Origin of the sequence: Bradyrhizobium sp. Ash2021 (genome assembly GCF_031202265.1) — a bacterium.
Classification (GTDB): domain Bacteria; phylum Pseudomonadota; class Alphaproteobacteria; order Rhizobiales; family Xanthobacteraceae; genus Bradyrhizobium.
This window is the reverse complement of sequence record NZ_CP100604.1, coordinates 2948105-2967306: the sequence shown is the minus strand read 5'-3', so window position 1 is coordinate 2967306 and position 19202 is coordinate 2948105. Positions and strand designations below refer to the sequence as shown.

Annotated in this window: 10 protein-coding genes; 3 read left to right on the top strand and 7 right to left on the bottom strand. The window is 60.7% G+C overall.

Annotation, left to right across the window (positions count from 1 at the left end):
- From NL528_RS14250 to NL528_RS14235, 4 genes are all read right to left on the bottom strand, one after another.
- Positions 1–1434, bottom strand: a complete 1434-nt coding sequence (locus NL528_RS14250; RefSeq protein ID WP_309183283.1) for a cytochrome ubiquinol oxidase subunit I — start codon at positions 1432–1434, stop codon at positions 1–3.
- A gap of 595 nt (positions 1435–2029) precedes the next feature.
- A complete protein-coding gene (locus NL528_RS14245; RefSeq protein ID WP_309183281.1) occupies positions 2030–3649 on the bottom strand; it encodes an MFS transporter in 1620 nt (539 codons plus the stop codon).
- A gap of 50 nt (positions 3650–3699) precedes the next feature.
- Positions 3700–4935, bottom strand: a complete 1236-nt coding sequence (gene hemA, locus NL528_RS14240; RefSeq protein WP_309183279.1) for a 5-aminolevulinate synthase — start codon at positions 4933–4935, stop codon at positions 3700–3702.
- 182 nt (positions 4936–5117) lie between these two features.
- Positions 5118–5519 carry a DUF983 domain-containing protein gene (locus NL528_RS14235; protein ID WP_309183278.1) on the bottom strand — a complete coding sequence of 134 codons (402 nt, stop codon included), beginning with the start codon at positions 5517–5519 and terminating at the stop codon, positions 5118–5120.
- Positions 5520–5550: 31 nt separating this feature from the next.
- Here NL528_RS14235 and NL528_RS14230 point away from each other — a divergent pair, with 31 nt between their 5' ends.
- The 3 genes from NL528_RS14230 (at position 5551) to NL528_RS14220 (ending at position 8564) form a co-directional block, all read left to right on the top strand.
- Positions 5551–6972, top strand: a complete 1422-nt coding sequence (locus NL528_RS14230; protein WP_309183277.1) for a PLP-dependent aminotransferase family protein — start codon at positions 5551–5553, stop codon at positions 6970–6972.
- 437 nt (positions 6973–7409) lie between these two features.
- Positions 7410–8024, top strand: a complete 615-nt coding sequence (locus NL528_RS14225) for a tetratricopeptide repeat protein (protein ID WP_309183275.1) — start codon at positions 7410–7412, stop codon at positions 8022–8024.
- 186 nt (positions 8025–8210) lie between these two features.
- Positions 8211–8564: a hypothetical protein gene (locus NL528_RS14220; RefSeq protein ID WP_309183274.1), complete on the top strand. Its 354-nt coding sequence runs from the start codon at positions 8211–8213 to the stop codon at positions 8562–8564.
- Positions 8565–8614: 50 nt separating this feature from the next.
- On the opposite strand, the gene NL528_RS14215 is transcribed toward NL528_RS14220, so the two are convergent.
- From NL528_RS14215 to NL528_RS14205, 3 genes are all read right to left on the bottom strand, one after another.
- Complete coding sequence (locus NL528_RS14215; RefSeq protein WP_309183272.1) at positions 8615–8998, bottom strand: hypothetical protein; 384 nt, start codon at positions 8996–8998, stop codon at positions 8615–8617.
- A gap of 1747 nt (positions 8999–10745) precedes the next feature.
- Positions 10746–17003, bottom strand: coding sequence for an AAA family ATPase (locus tag NL528_RS14210; protein WP_309183271.1), 6258 nt, complete (start codon positions 17001–17003; stop codon positions 10746–10748).
- 571 nt (positions 17004–17574) lie between these two features.
- A complete protein-coding gene (locus tag NL528_RS14205) occupies positions 17575–18918 on the bottom strand; it encodes an IS5 family transposase (RefSeq protein ID WP_309176729.1) in 1344 nt (447 codons plus the stop codon).
- Positions 18919–19202 lie beyond the last annotated feature (284 nt).

Here is a 19202-nt window from a genome sequence, read left to right as displayed (position 1 = left end):
CTATCTCCTCGTGCCGCCCGGCAAATCGATCGCCGGATCGATGGGGTCGGGAACAGCGGACAAAGGACGCGCCGGCCGCCCGCTTTGTCCTTCCGGCTCGGGTGGATGCTCGCCATACGGCTGGGGGCCTTTCGCCACCAGCATCACCATGTATCTGATGCCTGTGCCAAAGACGGCCAGATACATGACGATGAACACGATAAGCGTCATCGAAAGGGCGAGCGCCGAGTGGTTCGACACCGCGTCCTTGGTCCGCATCACGCCATAGACCACCCAGGGCTGGCGCCCGATCTCCGTGGTGAACCATCCGGCCAGGAGCGCCACCAGACCTGCGGGTCCCATCAGCACCGCGAAGCGCAGAAAAAGCTTCGACCGGTAGAGCTCATGGCGCCAGCGTGCCCATGCGCCCCAAAGGCCAAGCAGCAGCATGAGGAAGCCCAGCCCGACCATGATCCGGAAGGTCCAGAAAACGATCGTGGAGTTCGGACGATCCTGGGGCGCGAAGTCCTTCAGGCCGCGAATCTGGTTGCTCCAGCTATGGGTGAGAACCAAGCTGCCCAAATGAGGAATTTGCAGCGCATAGCGCGTCGTCTCGGCGTTCATATCGGGCAAGCCGAAGAGGATAAGCGGCACGCTCTCACCGGGTTGGTTCTCCCAGTGACCCTCGACCGCGGCGATTTTCGCCGGCTGATGCTCAAGAGTGTTGAGCCCGTGTTGGTCACCGATGGCGATCTGTATCGGCGTGACGATTAGCATCATCCACATGGCCATCGACAACATCGTGCGCACGGCCGGCGTGTCGCGCCGTTTGAGCAGGTGCCATGCGCCAGATGCCCCGACGAAAAGCGCCACCGAGAGATAGGCCGCTACCGTCATGTGCGCGAGGCGGTATGGAAACGAAGGATTAAAGATCACCTTCAGCCAATCGACGGGCACGACACGGCCGTTGACGATCTCGAAGCCTTGCGGTGTCTGCATCCAGCTATTGGAGGCGAGAATCCAGGTTGCCGAAATAAGCGTCCCGATAGCCACCATAACAGTGGCGAAGAAGTGCAGGCCCGGCCCGACCCTGTTCCATCCGAACAGCATCACGCCCAGGAATCCGGCTTCGAGGAAGAAGGCGGTCAGCACCTCGTAGCTGAGCAACGGGCCCGTAATCGATCCTGCGAAGGCCGAATAATAGCTCCAGTTGGTGCCGAACTGGTAGGCCATGACGATGCCTGAAACGACGCCCATGGCGAAGTTGACGGCGAAGATGTGCGACCAGAAATGATAGAGGTCGCGATAGGTGGTGTCCTTCTTCCACAACCACAGGCCTTCCAATGCCACGAGATAGCTCGCAAGGCCAATGGTGATCGCCGGGAAGATGATGTGGGATGACATCGTGAATGCGAATTGGATCCGCGCGAGTTCCAGTGCGGTCAGGCCGAACATGAATCTTCTCTTTCAGTACCCCCGGCAGCTGCATCCGGGGTCCGTGTTGCGTCGAAGACGAGCGGCGCTGCTCGGACGGAGGCCGCGCTGACGATCGGTTTGCTCACAGAGCACTCCTCTTCATCGACGACGAAGCTTCGAAAAAAAAGACCATGACTTCGTCAATATGGGTCCCAACCTTTGCGTTTTGACTGGTTTGGCTCACACTCGCCGGCTCCGTTACGGCTCCGGCTACCAACGCCAGCCTAAATCAGATAGGGCGAATAGCTCGATCCTACGGGGGTTGATCCGAACGTCTTGTTGGTTTGGGGCGCCACATACCTTGGTTTGGGAGCCCTTGGTTTGGGACAACCCGCTCCCGACACACGCGGAAGCGTTCGAAGGAGCCATAACAGGCGACATACGCGATGCTGCCCATACGCTCGCCATCTCACGTATTTGCTTCGCCGCGATGTCCCTCGAGCGCCGCCTCGAGGCATTTGATCAAGATGGCTGCGGCGAATGGCTTGGCCAGCAAACAAATTGGTGGTCGCGGGGAAGATGATGTGTGCTGATATCGTGAATCCGAATTGGATCCGCGCGAGTTCGAGTGCGGTCAGGCCGAACATGATTCCTCACTTTCATGCCCCCCGGAAGCCGCATCTGGGTTTCGTGTTGCGTCGAAGACGAGCGGCGCTGCTCGAACGGAGGCCGCGCTGACGATCGGTTTGCTCACGGAGCGGCCCTCTTCTACGACGGCGAACGCAGTCTGCGATGACGACCGGCCCCTCGCCGACCGCATTTGGATTGCGACCACGACCGCGGAAAGACCGGCGACGACGGCGGCGGTAAGCAGCGCGACCACGAAGCCCGTGGCATAGCCGCGATGAGCAATCTCGATGGCGATCGTCGGCGAGCCTGGGGACATCAGCGCGACCGCCTTCGGCATGTCGCCGGCGACGACGAGCCTGGCGAACTCCGCAGCGGCCTCGCAACGGCTCGCAATAGACGAGCAGATACTTGTCGTCACTGCGGCTCGCGCGCCGATCGCCACGATGGTGCTCAGCGCCACAAAGCCCAAAAGGATGCCGCTGAATCGCGATGTCGTGCTGATGCCGGAGGCCATGCCTGCCCGCTCGCGGGGCACCACACCCATGATCGCCTTTTGAGTGCCGCCATTCAGCAGGCCTCCACCGCTGCCGAGGATAATCATGCCGAGAATGAGGAGCGGCCACCAGCTGCCCGCCGCGCCCCAGGCTGTGACGAGGTTGCCGAGACAGACAACGCTGAGCCCGAGCGCAAGGATTTGGTGGGCTGCGAGATGACGGTCGAGCCATCGTCCGATCTGCGGCAGGATCAGCATGGCGATCGCGAAGGGCAACATGGCCAAGCCGGCATCAAGCGGCGGCAACCCGAGACCGTTCTGCAAGTAGAGTGGCAGAAGCTGTGCCATGACCTGCGCCGAGGCCGCATAGGCGAACATGGCAAGCACGGCGCCGATGAAGTGGGGCACCCGAAAGAGCGCGAGGTCGACCATCGGCCGGGCCTGGTTGGTCTCAGCCGCCAGAAACCCGATGAATGCCGCGAAACCGCCGGCAAAGCCCGCGAGGGCGGAGGTCGAAAGCCAGCCCTGCGCCTGGCCGTGGATCAAACCCCAGGTCAGGCCGAACATGGAAGCCGCGAAGAGGACAATCCCCCCGGGGTCCAGGCTGCGCGCCTCGCTGTCGCGCGACTCCTGGATGAGCGGAAGGACGGCGGTGCCCAAAAGCGCGCAAACCGGCACGTTGACATAGAAGGCCCAGCGCCAGCCCAGCCCGTAGGCGATGACGCCACCGATGATCGGCGCAAGCACCATTGTGAGGCCCATGATTCCGCCCCAGATCGCCCAGGCCCGTGCGCGCTCGGCCTCGTTGTGGAAAGCATGGCCAATGATCGCGAGCGCAGGCGCGAGTAGAAACGCGGCCCCTACTCCCTGGGCGCCGCGAGCCAAATAAAGTGCCGACGCGCTCGGCGCGTGCCCGCACAGCAGTGAAGCGAACGCAAATAAGCCGATCCCGCCGAGAAAGACCTTCCGCCGGCCGAAACGATCGGCGATCGAACCCGCGGGGAGCAGCAGTGCGGCGAAGCAGAGAACATAGGTGCTGACCACCCACTCGACATCGGCAAAGGAAGCACCCAGATCGCGCGCAATCGTCGGAAGGACGACGGCGACGACATTGGTATCCAGCACGGTCATCGCACAACCAGTCGAAGCAGTCAGGAGGACCGCCAGGGAAGCACCGGGTCTCAAGCCGCTTCCTCCCCGCGTGACCAGCCCAGTTGCGCGCGGACCGCCGCTAAGGCATCGACCAGATGCTGCATGTCATCATCTGTGTGAAAGGGCGTGGGGGTGATGCGCAGTCTTTCCTGGCCGCGCGCCACAGTCGGGTAATTGATCGGCTGGAGATAGATGCGGTGCTCTGCAAGCAGCAGTTCGCTCGTGCGCCGGCATTGATGTGCCTCACCGATGATCAGCGGCAGAATATGACTTGGCGTGTCGAGGATAGGCATGCCGGCCGCCAGGAGCATGGCCTTCAGCCGCCGGACATTGCGCTCCTGTCGCGCGCGCTGCTCAGGATGAGCTCTGACGTGCTGCACAGCCGCGAGCGCACCCGCGGCAAGATGCGGGCAGAGCGAGGTCGTGAAGATGAAGCTGTCCGCGAAACTGCGGATGACGTCGATCAGCAGCGCGGGACCGGCGACATAGCCGCCCATCACCCCGAAGGCCTTGGCGAGCGTAGCCTCGATGAGCGTCACCCGATGAGACACGCCATCGCGCTCCGCGATGCCGCCGCCGCGCGCGCCGTAGAGACCGACCGCGTGGACCTCGTCGAGATAGGTGATGGCGCCGTGCTTTTCGGCGACATCACAGATCGCCGCAATGGGCGCAATGTCGCCGTCCATGCTGTAGACGCTTTCGAACGCCACAATCTTCGGGCGCTCCGGCGCCACCGAATTCATCAGTTCATCGAGATGAGTAACGTCGTTGTGGCGGAAGATGAAGCGCTCCGCGCCGGACCGCCGAATGCCTTCAATCATCGAATTGTGGTTGAGCGCGTCGGAAAATATCGCGCAACCCGGCATCAGCCGACCCAACGTGCCGAGGGCTGCGAGATTCGAAATCCAGCCTGAGGTGAAGATCAGCGCGCCTTCTTTGCTGTGCAGGTCCGCAAGCTCGGTCTCCAGCTGGACATGCTGCCAATTGGTACCGGAGATGTTTCTGGTGCCGCCAGTGCCCGCACCGGAGCGATCAATTGCCCGGTGCATGGCCGTCAGCACATCGGGGTGTTGGCCCATCCCCAGATAGTCGTTGCTGCACCACACGGTCACGCGACGGGTCTGGCCGTCAGGACCGTGCCAAAAGGCGCTCGGGAACTCGCCCGCGATCCGCTCCAGTTCTATGAACGTCCGATATCGGCCGTCCAGTTTGGTGTCGGCAATGAGTGACTCAAATATCGCACGAAAGTCCGCTTTACTGTCCATCGGATAAGACCTGTCAGTTGTATCCTATGTTGCTAAAGTTGATGAAAACCATCAGCCGATCCGTAGTCGGCCGTGAAGCCGATCGCCAGCATCACGATCGTGGGTTCGGCATTCCGTTGCGGCCACCTGAGTTTTCCTTCCTCCGGTTAACCCACGGCGAGATATTCGGATGAAACCCTGGATTAGCCTGGGACCAGGCGCCGGAGTTTCGAGGTTTCGAACCCATGCATTCCAAGTTGCCATTGCAGGCCGACGATGGCTCCTTTGGTCGGCTGCAATAGTGCGAGTGCTGCCAGTGTAGTGACGGGCAGCCATATCAATAGCTGAAGCCACAACGCCGGCGCGTAGGCCGTCTCAACGGCGAGAATGGCGGGAACGATGACGTGGCCCACCGCGGCGATGACCAGGTAAGCCGGAAAATCATCGGCGCAGTGGTGGAACAACTCCTCAGCGCACTTCGGACAATGGTCCGCGACCTTCAAGAAGCGCCCAAACAGGGTTCCTTGGCCGCAATGCGGACACCGCATCCGGAAGCCGCGCCACATTGCCCGTGCGAGTGAAACTGACTCTTGTGAGGCTCTCATTGCCAACCCTCCTTGACAGCGTCCATGCAATATGCACAACGACACCTACAATCAAAGGGCAATGGTGGTAATTTGTATGGAGTGGATCCCTACAATCTCCGAGTGGCAAGGGCCGGTGTACCTGCGGATTGTAGACGCGCTGGCGACCGACATCGCGAGCGGCCGTCTCCACCGTGGTCAACAGATGCCGACGCACCGAGCGCTCGCGGCAACACTCAAGCTCGATCTCACAACGGTCACGCGGGCGTATGGTGAGGCGCGGCGACGCGGGCTCCTTGATGCGCGCGTGGGGCGAGGCACGTTCGTCTCGGAAACTTCGGCGCGGGCGCCGGCGGATATCCCGTTTCAGATCAAGGTCGATCTCTCGATGAACGTCCCGCCGCAACCAATGGAGGCGAATCTCGACACGCGCATCGCGCTGGGCCTCAAATCCATCCAGGATCAATCGAGTTTCAGTGCTTACCTTAACTACTTAAGACCCGGTGGCAGCAACGAAGAACGCGATGTGGCCGCCAAATGGCTTCGTACACGGGTGCCAAACGCGAGCGCCGACCGCTTGATCATCTATCCCGGGAATCAAGCCATCTTGTTCAATGCGCTGCTGGCACTCACGGCGCCCGGTGACGTGGTGATCACCGAAGCCCTCACTTTTCCTGGAATAAAAGCCGCCGCCGAAAAGCTTCGGGTCCACCTTATCGGTGTTCCCATGGACGCCGATGGGGTTCAGCCGGATGCGCTACGGCGTGCATGCGAACGGCACAACCCGAAAGCGGTCTATCTAACTCCCACGCTGCACAATCCGACGACGGCGACGCTGAGCCCCGAACGCCGAAAGGCTATTGCAGGGATCATTCGCAAGGCCGGCACGTTCCTGATCGAAGATGACGCCTACGGAATGCTGGAGCCGGCGGCCTCGCCAATCGCGAACCTCATTCCCGAGCGTACTTATCTCGCTGTCGGCTTGTCGAAGTGCATCGCTCCCGCACTGAGAGTCTCATATCTCCTGGTCCCCGACGCGGCCGCGGAATTGACGCTGCGGAGCAACCTTCAAGCCACGACGCTGATGCCGGCCCCGCTGATGGTGGCGCTGGTCACGCATTGGCTTCGATCTGGCGTTGCAAACCAAATCATTCAGGCGGTACGCAACGAAGCCGCAGGCAGGCAGAAGCTGGCCACGAAATTCTTGAAAGGGCTGCCTTTCGCGACGCAGCCAAATAGTCATCATCTGTGGCTGTCCTTACCCCGGCGCTGGAACAGCAGCGGCTTTTTGTCTCATGTTGCCCGCCACGGGATGGCTCTGGTCGGCGAAGATACATTTGCGGTGGGTGATACGTCCTCTCATGCCGTTCGTGTCTCGCTCGGGGCGGCGCGCAATCGCGCCGAACTCGCCGCGGCGCTTCAGTTTATAGCCGCGGCGGTGAAGTCGTCTGTCGCGTCTCCTCAGATCGTATAGTCCAGCGCGCACTGTCTATCTCGCCCCCAAGGCGAAATCCAACCAACCGACCCAGCTGTCCTACCAACACGAAATCGAGATGGGCTCGCGAAGGCACTCGACCTCATCGTATCTCTAGTGCAGCTTGGCCGCGCAGATGAGACGGTCGAATGAAGATGCTGTTTTGCTGCGGTGCGTATGTCGGTTCATGGCCCCTTTCGGACCCGACCGGCGGGTCTGACGATGTCCGCACACGCGGGCAAAGCGGACTTCGGCCAAGGACCTGCCGACTTCCAAGTTTGACCCCACAGCGGACATTGACCTGCTCATAAGACAACATTGCTGTCACACCAGATTCTCGTTTTTCTGAATACCTTTCCTGGAATGTTTGAAGCAAACCGGAGTTAACACGTTCGGCTGGATTGGGAGTTCGAAGGCGTAGCATGTAGGAGGTTCCTATGACCAACTTGATCATCAGGATTGTGACGCTGGCAACGTGTTCGATTGCGCTGATCGCTGCGTTCTCGGTCACTCCGGTTGTTGCGGCCGGGGGCAGCGATCTAGGTGGTGGTGAGGCAAACTATAGCGGGATGGACCACCGCTCCGCTTATCCGCCTTCGTCATACCCGAAGCGGTCGGGCACCAAGGCCACTCACGCCCCCAAGGCCAAGAAAGCCAAGCAGTCCCTTTTCGACGACCCCGCCTTCGCTCATGGGTACCGCGCCGCCCACGCGACGATCTATGACCGCAACGATTATGCTGGCGCGATTGAGCAGCTGAAAGCGCTCGGCCATGACGACAACGCAGGTGTCGCCAATCTGATCGGCTACTCCTATCGCAAGCTCGGCGACTACAAGGTTTCGCAAGTCTGGTACGAGCGCGCCCTGAAAGCAGATCCGAACCATGTGCTGACCTGGCAATATTACGGTCTGTGGCAGATCGAGCAGGGCAACCGCGATCAAGCGCAATATCATTTGAGTCGGATCGCGGCGATTTGCGGGACGGGCTGCGAGGAGTATCGGTCGTTGGCCGCCGCGCTAGAGAAACCGCCCGGCACCGGCCTGGTTTATTAGGACGCTTTGCAGCGGCGGTCAGCGCTCGGCGTTAACGCGATGGTTGAGGTCATGTCTGTTCCTGGCACCTCTGAGATATGCCGACCGATGCTGCCGATGGCTGTTCATAGGGGAAGAGCGGAAGTGATCGGCGCACCGTCAAACTGACGCGATTGACCCCAGGCGGACCTCGGCTACTGGGTCTGCATGTTCATTTCGGGAACGTTGGGCACCGTGATCGGCGACTTCTGCTCGCATAACATGGGCCTCGACGACGCCGGAGCGTCAATCCTGCTCTCGCCCATCATGGCGGTGTTGTTGCTGGCAGGGCGCGGTGGGCGGCTTCTTTTGCTGCCGTTTTATTGGCTGGCGGTTGTTTTGATCAGCGCCGCAGGAATGGCGGTTGGGGATTTCATCTCCGGACGCAACATGCTCGGCCTGTCCGTGAACACTGTCGTCACGGGGCTCTCTTCATTGCCGTCCTGGTCATCTGGAGGGAGCAGTCGGGATCGGAGAGGGAGATTGCCATCGCTTCCTGATGAGGTCCGCCTTGCGCCATAGCGCGCCACGCGGCCGTGGGGCCGCGCATGGCGCTGTACCGCGCGGTCGAGTCACGACCGGTGATGGCGGCGGGCATGATGACGCGGGAATGCGTCGGGCGCAAAAGCATATGAGTCGTAGCGGTCGCCGCAGTAAGAGATGCCGCCGCCGGCCGACGCACACGCGCCCTTCAACGCGGGCCAGTCGGGAGACAACCTGGCCGCAGGAGTTGGCGCCCCTCCGTTCAGAACGTCCAGATTGGGATAATAGAACGCGAACGCGCCCGGCTCCTGGATGGCGGCCCTTATGGTCCCGTTCGGATTGAAGTCGTTCCTCGGATTATACCCGGAATCGTGTAGATTTTTGATATACAGGGCGCGGTCTTGCGCGAATGCCGGCGTCGCTGCGGTCGCGAACAGCAGCAGGGCCGCTGCAAGAGCTTTGAATGAAATCATTTTCGTTTCTCCTGTATGGATCGGTTGTAGACCCGCGTGGGACGAGACGAATTGATCACGCTTCGTGAGGCGAGCGTGCTGTCCAGACCGCGAGCTATCTGCTTGCAGCATCCGATGCGGATACCTGCTGCTCGATGTAAGGGAGACCGCACGCCGTCCCATTAAATTCCACTTCAATAAACTCAACTCGGCGTGAAACGCGCGTTACAGAGTCAATCGCCTGCGGACCTGCATTCGCGCACAACAAAGCCGATTGCGGCGCGACAGGACGACGTGACGAAATCATGCCGCGTGAACACGGGGGTGACTCGACTCCTGAAGGGTCGTCGATCCCTCGCGCACTGGTTAGCTGACTGCCGTCGATTACTGTGTAATCGCGCGGGCAGCGCCGCTGCCCGGCTCAACAGTCCGGCATCGTTTTCATTTTCTCGATCCGGTTGTAACCGACGAAAACCTTGCAAGGGTCTGGTTAGTGCCTAATGCGAGGCACGTCTGTGAGTTGTCTCACCCCACGTATTTTCGTGATGTTTGCTTTTTGCCGTGCCGCGGCCAATTCCGGCCCTGACGTGTCAGGCGGGCAACAATAACGCTTACTGCGGTGGATGAGTCTCCTGTTGGCACTTTTCGGTCATGCCGCCGTGGCCGCCCTATGCGTTGTTGGGGGCAGAGCGGAAAACATATGCTCCCGTTGAGCTTTTCAGCTTTTGACCCCATTGCGGAAGTGCTCGGCCTTGAGGGCGAGCGCCATAAACCTTCGTATCGGTCCGTGATCCCTTACGTTCAATTGAGCCGCTGATCGCGATCGTCTTAGCTAGGGGTATGCGGTAGCGACCCCCAACCCCACCCCGCTATCGCTGCCCTCCTTGGGCGTTTCCTCCCTAGACTTGGGCCGCTTGTGGCAACGCAGGCGGCCTTTCTTTTTGTGCGCCCCCCATCGTTTTCAGGGTCCTTTGGGGCACAGAGCAAAGTGCTGGAGCCGCGCGACCGCACCCTTTCAGCATATTTCGAATTTCGGTTTTTCGATTTTTGTTTCGACCACCAGCGCAAATGTTGGACTGATATCCGGTTTATCGGCGGTCTCTTGGTACTTTACGGCTACGCTTCAGGATACGCCGCACAATTGCAGTGGCTGGCGCGGCTCTTTACCGCCCAAATGAGCAGAGGCCGCCTCATTTGGCGGCCTCTTTCATGACGGCCTTGGCCCACGCGGCGCGTGGCCTTCCACTCCCGTCAAATGATCTTCGATGTTATCGGCGATCTCCTCGCAGACCGACGCCAACGCAAGCAGCTCGGTTTTAACGAGAGGATCGTCGGCCTGCTCGACAAGTTTCCGACACGTGGCCGCTTGATCCCATAGATAGGTAAGCCAATCTTGTATGCCGAACACGGTACCGTTGAGCTTGGAGCGGTGACAATCCATGGTGAGCTTTCACTAGAACGCGCGTGAAGCTGATGTAGGTTCGCAATCTGCCGACACCATTAAATTTGGTTTTAGTTCGTGCTCCAATCTTTGGAAGCAGTCATTGCGAACCGAGGAGAGCAAGTAAGCCCGCCGCAGTTGGCGGCCTCCTCTTGTCAGCCAACAGCGGTATGTCGCCTGTTGGCACTTTTCGGACCTGACAGGCCCGGCTGACGATGTCTGTTCTTGAGGGTAAAGCGGACTGCCCGGTTGCGCGCGCGGACTTCTGAGTTTGACCCACAGCTGAACTCGCGGCCGAGCCTTCTGTTCTTTGGACGGGGCGCAACTTCACGACGCAGCGTCTGCATTCACGGGCAGTGTGAGCTGAAACGTGGCGCCGTGGGGTAGAGCTTCCGTGGCCGACAGCCGTCCTCCGTGGGCTTCCACGATCGAACGGCAGATCGAGAGCCCCATGCCCATGCCGCCGGACTTGGTGGTGAAGAAGGCATTGAATAGTCGGTCCGCATTTTCGGCGGAGATTCCGACACCGCAATCCGTCACACTTACGAACACTCGGTGTGCCTCGTCCCGGCCTGTTCGGATCACCAGTTCGCGCGGCCGATCCATGATCGGCTGCATGGCTTCGATACCGTTCATCATCAGGTTGATGACTACCTGCTGCAGCTGGACCCGGTCACCAAGGAGCGCGGGGAGAGCCGGCGCCAATTCCGTTCGCAATGATACACGGTGGCTGCTTAGCTCACGCTGTACCAGCGCGATGACCTCCCTCACGACGTCATTGACGTCGAGCGGCACCTTCTCGATATCGGACTGTTTAGCGAGCGCTCGGACACGCTGGATCACCTCACTTGCCCGGTCACCGTCGTTGATAACCCATTCCACCGAACGGCGCGCAGCGGGCAGGTCGGGAGTTTCGCGGTCGAGCCATCGCAAACAGGCATCAGCGTTGGCGATGATGGCGGCGAGCGGCTGGTTCACTTCATGGGCGATGGAGGCCGTCAGCTCGCCCAGCATCGTCACCCGCATGACATGTGCGAGTTCCGTCTGCGCCTTGTGCAACTTTTCCTCGGCCCGCTTGCGGTCCTCGATGTCGGTGGACGACCCGTACCATTTGACAATGTTGCCCGACTCATCGCGCAGCGGCACGGCTTGAAACCAAAACCAGCGGTATTCACCATCGAAGCGCCGAAGCCGGGCTTCAAGCCCACCTGGCATACCGGACTCCCGTATGGCGCTCCACTTCACCAACATGCCTTTCTTATCGTCAGGATGAAAAGCGCGAGGCCAACCAGTTTCGGCTTGGTCCAACGAAAGGCCGGTATAGTCAAGGGCTGGTTGATTGAGGAAGTCGGGGCTCCCTTCCGGTCCGGCGCGCCAGACCAGCGTCGGGATTGTGTCGATGACCAGCCGAAGGCGATCTTCGGATTTCTTGATTTCGTCAAAAGCTTTTTGCAACTCCTCCTTAGCGAGGTGCTGCTCGGTGACATCAATGTGCGTACCAACCAGCTCGAGCACTTCACCATCGTCACCGACGAGCGGATGACCAACCGAATGTACGTATCTTGTCGGACCGTCCGGAAGATCTATGCGAAAGTCGACTTCAAAGTCCCCCTTCTCTTGGATCGCCTGCCGCGCCATTTCGATAACCAGGTCCCTGTCTTCGGGGAGAATACGATCCTGGAAGGATTGCGGTGACAGAGGGTCCTTTTCCGGATCGAACCCAAACAGGTGGTACACTTCGGGCGACCGATAAACGAATTCTTGAAGGCGTACATCCCAGGCCCAACTGCTCGTATGACTCAAACGCTGGGCTTGGGTCAAATAGGCCTGGCTCCGCTGCAGAGCACTTTCGGTGCGCTTGCGCTCCGTCAGATCGAGCACGAAGGCGACGCCCGCGTCTTGGCCGTCGCCGAATGTCGTCGCGCCGAGCAGAACCGGCACGCGGCTGCCGTCTTTGCGAAAGTACTCTTTTTCACGCGGTTGGACGGTCCCAGCCGCCTTCAGCTCTGCGCCGGCCCGTTCGTCGGCGTCGCGCCATTCGGCTGGCGTCAGCTCAGTCCATCGCAGTCGACCCGACATCAGGTCTTCACGGCTGTAGCCCAACATATCAAGAAAGGCTTGGTTGGCTTCGATGATTCGGCCCTGAAAATCCCAGATTATGATCCCGATGATGTTCGAGTCGACCAGGCGGCGGATCCTGGCTTCCCGCTCCTGCAGGTCGTTGTACAGACAGGCGTTCTCCAGCGAGATCGCCGCCTGCGACGCCAGGAGTTCCAGTACCGAAATCCGGGCGGGCGTGAATACGTGCGATGCCAGCGTGTTCTCGAGATGGAGCACCCCGATCAGCTTGGCTTGCTTTATCAGGGGCAGGCAGAGGACCGACCGGGGGCGCTTCTGGCAGATGTACTCATCTTCCGAGAACGGATTCTGCGCCAAAGCGTCATCAAGGATCACACTTTCCCGCGTCCGGGCCACATAATGGAGCACGGATAGGGGAAGCTCGGCGGGTGACACGGCCGCCTCGCGCAGCGTGACCTCGACATGGCTGCGGCCGCTCGTTGCTTCTGCGACGGTCCGCGGTTCGTCGCTCTGAAACAGGATAAGCAAACCACGCTCGGCGCCGGCATGTTCGACCGCGATCCGCAGCAGTGTCTTGATGAGCTCACTGAGGACCATCTCGCCGGATACCGCCTGGGAGGACTTGACGACGCTCGCTATATCTAGCTCCTGGACCGCGGAGCCAATGGTTGCCGTGGCAGGCTGCCCTTCCGGGACCGCCAGACGCGGATAAAGTCGATCGAGCTGCCGAACCTTGCCGTGCGCCCCCCAGCGGAGATAACAGTTCCTTGCATTGCGCAAATAGAGATGAGCGATCGCCTCGAAGCCGCGCGCTGCATAGAACCGCGCAGCTACTTCATGGGCCAGGCCCTCCTCATGGACCAAGCCGTTGACACCCGACGAACGGATCGCATCTTCGTAAAGACGCTCAGCGTCGAGCTGGCGGTCCTCGATGCGGGCAATCTCGGCACCGACTAGTGCAGCACGGCTCTCGAAGTTCTTGGGACAGTTCTCCGCCCAGCGCGCGAGTTGTCGGTGATGGGCGAGGAGCACAAGCAGATGGCGCGGCCGGTCCTCGGCGGGCGCCGCGCCGAAGTGTGCTGCCCTCGCGAGCGCGCCATAGAAATGGTATTCGGCTTCCTCGAAATTGGATTGCGAAGTCCAGAGAAGTTTTTCTGCCTTCGACGCGGCGGCAGCGGCATCAGCCCAATCGCCCGCGTGAAAACGTGCCTGCAGTTTGCGTATCCAATACCAGCAGACGGCGATCGCGGAACGCGAACTTGCCTCCAGGTGGTGCTCAAACCGGCTCTCGTCGAACTCCCCATCGTCGAACGATCCCAATTCCGCGGTCAACCCCCGGAGCGTGCGAATAAGTCGCAGCGATCCCGTCATCATGTCGGCGACGAGACCGAAACCCGACTTCCGGACGAACGCAAGCGCACTGTCGGCTTCCCGCTGCACGTCGGCGAGGGTATCACCGGCGGCAAGGCGGAGGGTGATCAGAGAGTTGCTGGCGTAGGCCGCAAAAGTGAGATCGCCGGTCTGCTCGCCGGTATCGAAAGCACGCCGGAGCCACTCGACGCTAATGCGTAGCTGATCGTTCCAAGGACTGATCGAATGCCCGAACACCAGGTAGACGCGGGCTTTGAAGCGGTCCAGACCACGTTCATCCACCAGATTGAGGCCGAGCCTGCCGAAGCGGTACCCGGCCTCGAACTCGCCGAGACGAGTCAACAACTGCCCGACCCAAACATAGCCCAGCGACGTTGCGTCGCTGTTCCCGTGGTCAAGGCTGAGGTTTGCCATACGACCGGCAAGGAGGCGGGGCAGATTTTGGTCGGTAAATCGTGCCGGTGCCTGGAGCGACGTAAGCACATCGAGAGTTGCCTGGCATACGGGGTCCTCAATTGGGGGTAGATCGGCGAGATCCTCGATCGAACGGGTCCCGAGTTTCCGCCACATCCGCTCGTATTCAAGCTGGACCTCACTGCTCGTTGGATGCGGCGACCAGTTGATGTCAACGCTATGGAGGTAGTCCAGACATATTTCGACAGCGCGGTCGCTCCGATGCAGGGTTGTGTACAGGTCGAGCCGCAATCGCGTCACGGAGGCCTTGTCGACGACGCTCTCGGCGCGAGCCCAAAGCTGGAGAAGCCCTTCTTCAGCCGCTGCCAGGTCACCGGCCAGGAACTCGCACTCGGCGCGGTGAAACGCTAGGGCGAAGGCTAGATTGTGCCTCCGCTCCCAACTGTCCTTCGCGAGTAGCGCGCAGCCGGCTGCGAGATATGTCAGCGCCGACGCGTAGGCCATGGAGGATCTGGCGCGCTTGCCTGCAATGAGATCAAGTTCGGCAATCTGCTCCCGTTCCTCGACCGTTCCGATCAGCGCCGTCGCCCGGTTGAACTGATTGACGATCTCAAAAACCTTCTCTTCAAGTTCCTGCGAAGGGGTTCGTGTCACCAGCACTCTGGCGATATGCAGGTGAGAAGCCGCCCGCTCGCCTTCAGAGATCAGCGCATAAGCCGCCTCCCGAACACGGTCATGGGCAAACGCATAGCCGCCGTCCAGTCGGAAGATAAGCCCCGTACGCACAGGCTCCAGCAACGCTGCGTGAATTTCCCCCTCGGGCAGCCCGGTGACCATTCCTAGTTTGAGGGTTTGAGCGCTGTTCCCGAGACAGGCGAGACATTTGATGATCTGCAGTGCACCGGTTGGAAGGCGACCAAGCCTGCCCGCCATAAGATCCGCCACGTTATCAGTGATGCCCTTGGCGCGAATCCGGTCGAGGTCCCAGCGCCAAGCCAATGTGTCCGGCTCGAACGCGATCAGCGCTTCGTCCACCAACGAATTGAGAAACTGTATGGTGAAGAACGGATTGCCGCCGGTCTTCGCAAACATCAGCTCGGCCAAAGGCTGCACAACTTCCGGTTTCGCATGCAGGGTGTCGGCGGCCAGCCGCCCGACGTCCTCAGACGCCAGTGGCCCGAGCTGGAGCTCCTTTATCTCGCTTCCCGCGTCAGCAATGGTTGCGAGCATCCGCTTGAGCGGGTGCGCCGGGCCGACCTCGTTATCGCGATAGGCCCCGACCAGCAGCAGGTGCCGCACTTCCGAGTGCGTAACCAGATGCTGGAGGAGGTCGAGCGTTGCCGCATCAAGCCATTGCAAATCGTCGAGGAACAGGGCGAGCGGATGCTCCTTGCGCGCGAACACCCCGAGGAAGCGCCGGAAGACCATCTGGAAGCGATTCTGCGCCTCCTGCGGCGGCAGATCCGGCACTGGCGGTTGTTTTCCGATCACGACTTCTAGCTCGGGAACGAGGTTGACGACGAGCTGGCCATTCGGGCCCAGCGCCTCGTTGAGAGAGTCTCGCCACCGGCCAAGCTCGGCCTCGCTTTGGCTGAGGAGCGAGCGGACAAGGCTCCGGAATGCCTGGCCTAGGGTCGCGTACGGGATGCCGCGCTGGTACTGGTCGAATTTTCCGGACGCGAACAGGCCACGGGACGGCACGAGCGCCTTGTGCAGCTCGTGCACCACCGAGGACTTGCCGATGCCGGAATATCCGGACACAAGCACGAACTCCGGTGTGCCGCGAGCCACAACCCGGTCGAAGCAAGCCAGCAGAGCATCGATCTCTCGCTCTCGACCGTAGAGTTTCTCCGGGATCAGCAGGCGGTCGGATACATCGCAAACGCCGAGCAGGAACGGATCGATACGGCCATGCGACTCCCATTCCACCAGACTCCGCCGCAGATCGGCTTCGACACCCGCGGCGGTCTGGTAGCGCGCCTCGGCTGTCTTGGCGAGGAGCTTCATCACGATTGCGGAGAGCCGCTCAGGGATGCCGGCGACCCGCTCGTCGGGCGGCACCGCTTGCCGCGCGATGTGGCAGTGCACCCACCCCATCGGATCAGTGGCGGAGAAGGGGAGTTGCCCCGTCAACATTTCGTAAAAGGTGACGCCTAATGCATAGAGATCGCTGCGGGAGTCCACCGAGCGGTTCATCCTGCCGGTTTGTTCCGGCGCCATGTAGGCGAGCGTCCCCGCGATCACTTCCGGCGGCGCGGGGGCTTGATGTTCGCGCGGCAGACGCGAGGCAATGCCGAACCCCGTCAGCCAGACGCCGCCGCTTGCCGCGTCAAAGAGGATATTCGCCGGCTTGATGTCCTTATGGATCAGGCCGCGCTCATGCACTCGGCAGAGCGCCCCCGCGAGAGAGATCGCGATGCGCAGGAAATGCAATACGTCCAGGGGGTGGCCAAGTAGTCGATCGACGGGCGTCCCGCCGGGATCGTCAAGCACCAGCGTCATCCGGTCGTCGTAGTGTGTCAGCGCGATGGGTCGCGCTGCCCAGTCAGCGTCAAGGTCAGCTTTGAGCGCATATTCGTTTTCGAGCCGCGCGACGCAACCGAGCGAGGTTTCTTCCGCGGCAACGAGCAGGATCGGTGCCAAGTCGTTGCCGGAGCCTCGGTAGAGAGAGATGTCTCCCTCCCTCAGCGGCGAGAATACGTAGCTCAAGAGCTCGTTCACGAGGGCCTCCTGCCAGGAGGACTGGTTCGGTATCTTGATTAGGTGACGTTTGCTCTCGCCCGTCAACCCAAAAACAGGCGCCCAAAAATGCGATCGGATCACGCTCGGTGCTATGTATGGCCAGGACGATGACGAGTTCCGCGCTGGCCCTTGCTCACAAGGCCGAGATGTTTGTCGAGGCAGAATGCGCCGACGAAGTGATCGATAAATCAACTGACTTCGCTGTTGGCAGATAGTATTGAAAAAATCCTTTTTGGGTGACGAACGAAATTTCTCAGGACCACTGATGCGTTTCGCTCGCGGCTACGTGAGGGGCCACATCGTTTCACGCAAAAACGACCACCAACCTTCATATACGCGCTAAAGAGGGTTGCAGCCGCAGAGATAGCTCAGAATCAATTATCGCGAGATTTTCGGCGTCGTCCGATTTTCGACTCTTGCAACAGTATCGGCACTTAGCTGATAATTTCCCGAATGTCCGCTCCGCGCCAGAAGCGGCCATTCAGACCAAGTCAGCTTTTGACCGACCCTCGACGGACATATAACTCGACGTCCGTGAAGAACCCTGATTTCAGACTGGATTGGTCGACGGCGCGGCGAAGAGAGCGGCCAGGATTTGGCGCAACAAAATCCTGAGCCAGCGGATCAGGCGGCGGAAGTTGTAGCCGACGGCGGCGAGGACGGCGTTGTTGGCGTCGCCGCGCCGGAACCAGAGATAGTTGCGGCCCATGCGGTGCTCGGCTTTGAGATGGCCGATGACGGGCTCGACGGCGGACCTGCGGCGGAGTTCGCGCTTGATCTGCGGCGTCACCCCTCGCTTTTGCCCCGAGATGAAGACCCTGAACTTGTAATCGGGCGGCGCATTGTGGCCGCGGTAGCCCTTGTCGGCGAGGATGCGCGCGATGGTGTTGCCGACGAGCGCTTCCATGTCCGGGATCACGGTTTCCAAGGTGTGGCCATCATATGGATTGCCGGGCAGCGCCTTCACATGGGTGACGAACTGGCCGCCCTTGCAGTGCTTGAGGGTGGTGGCAACGCTGACCTTGACGCCGAACTCGTAAGGCCGATGGGCCTTGCCCTTGCCGATGCATTCGACTTCCGGCGCATGCAGGGAATAGACCTTCGGTCCGCGTTGACGTTGCTGCTGCTCGCGCACGCGCCGCGCCAGCAATAGCAGCTGTGCGAACGTCCCTTCGAGCCCGCTGTTGCCCTCGATCTTGCGGCCGATGTCGCGGATGACGCGGCCGAGATAGGTGCGCAGCTTCTTGAGCATCCGGTTGGCACGCTTGAACTGCTTGGCGTGGGCATAGCGCTGATGCTGGATCAGGGCGAACTTGCCCAGGCGCGCATAGGACTGGCGCAAATCTACCCCGTGGCGCTGCGCCAGCCGCACCAGTTTCTCGCGCGCCCGGTTCAGAAGCTTCGCGTCGGTGGGGAACGTCACGTTCTTGGGCTGCACGGTGGTATCGACGATCACCCGTGACAACTCGGACGGCTTGATCGCCTTGGTTCTGGTGGCCACCGACAGGCTCTCCTGCAGCAATGCCTGCAGCCGCTCCTCGCCCATCCGGTTGCGCCAGCGCGTCAGCGACGAGCGATCGAACACCAGCCGGTGCTGGAAGAACTCCTCGCCGCAGAAGAACTGGTAATAGGGGTTCTCGACCCAGCGCTCGCACAGCACCTCGTCGGACAGGTCGTAGGTGTGCTTGAGGATCGCCAGCCCCGCCATCAATCGCGTCGGCAGTGGCGGGCGGCCGGGATCATCCGTGTAGACCGCCCCGAACTCCCGTTCCAGGAACTCCCAATCCACCGTGCGCCCCAGCGCCACCAGCGGATGCTTCAGGTCGATGATCTGGTCGAGCCGAGAGCGGAACAGATCCTGCTCTCCTGTCTCCCGCCGTTCCGGTGGTCGCATCTGGTCCCCCGCCAAAACATCCAAAGGCGAGTGAATCACAAATCAAATTTGCAAGGAATCCCCTTCCGCACACCCGATTCCCGGCAAACTCGGTTGCCCCAGCCTGCCGTTTCCAGATTCTAAATCAACGACTTGGGAATTCTTCACGGACGACCAACTCGACGCCAAGCGTCGTCACGAGCGAGCAACGGGCAATCCCGCTTGGAATGCGCAAAATTGTGGGAGCGCTTCAGGGCTTTTGCGGGTCGAGAGTTGCCAAGAATTGATCCGCGATCGGTCGCCAC

Coding starts and splice junctions, on each gene's coding strand:
- NL528_RS14250 (WP_309183283.1), bottom strand. CDS start 1,434: ATGTTCGGCCTGACCGCACTGGAACTCGCGCGGATCCAATTCGCATTC.
- NL528_RS14230 (WP_309183277.1), top strand. CDS start 5,551: ATGCACAACGACACCTACAATCAAAGGGCAATGGTGGTAATTTGTATG.
- NL528_RS14225 (WP_309183275.1), top strand. CDS start 7,410: ATGACCAACTTGATCATCAGGATTGTGACGCTGGCAACGTGTTCGATT.
- NL528_RS14205 (WP_309176729.1), bottom strand. CDS start 18,918: ATGCGACCACCGGAACGGCGGGAGACAGGAGAGCAGGATCTGTTCCGC.
- NL528_RS14215 (WP_309183272.1), bottom strand. CDS start 8,998: ATGATTTCATTCAAAGCTCTTGCAGCGGCCCTGCTGCTGTTCGCGACC.
- NL528_RS14235 (WP_309183278.1), bottom strand. CDS start 5,519: ATGAGAGCCTCACAAGAGTCAGTTTCACTCGCACGGGCAATGTGGCGC.
- NL528_RS14245 (WP_309183281.1), bottom strand. CDS start 3,649: ATGACCGTGCTGGATACCAATGTCGTCGCCGTCGTCCTTCCGACGATT.
- NL528_RS14220 (WP_309183274.1), top strand. CDS start 8,211: ATGTTCATTTCGGGAACGTTGGGCACCGTGATCGGCGACTTCTGCTCG.
- hemA (WP_309183279.1), bottom strand. CDS start 4,935: ATGGACAGTAAAGCGGACTTTCGTGCGATATTTGAGTCACTCATTGCC.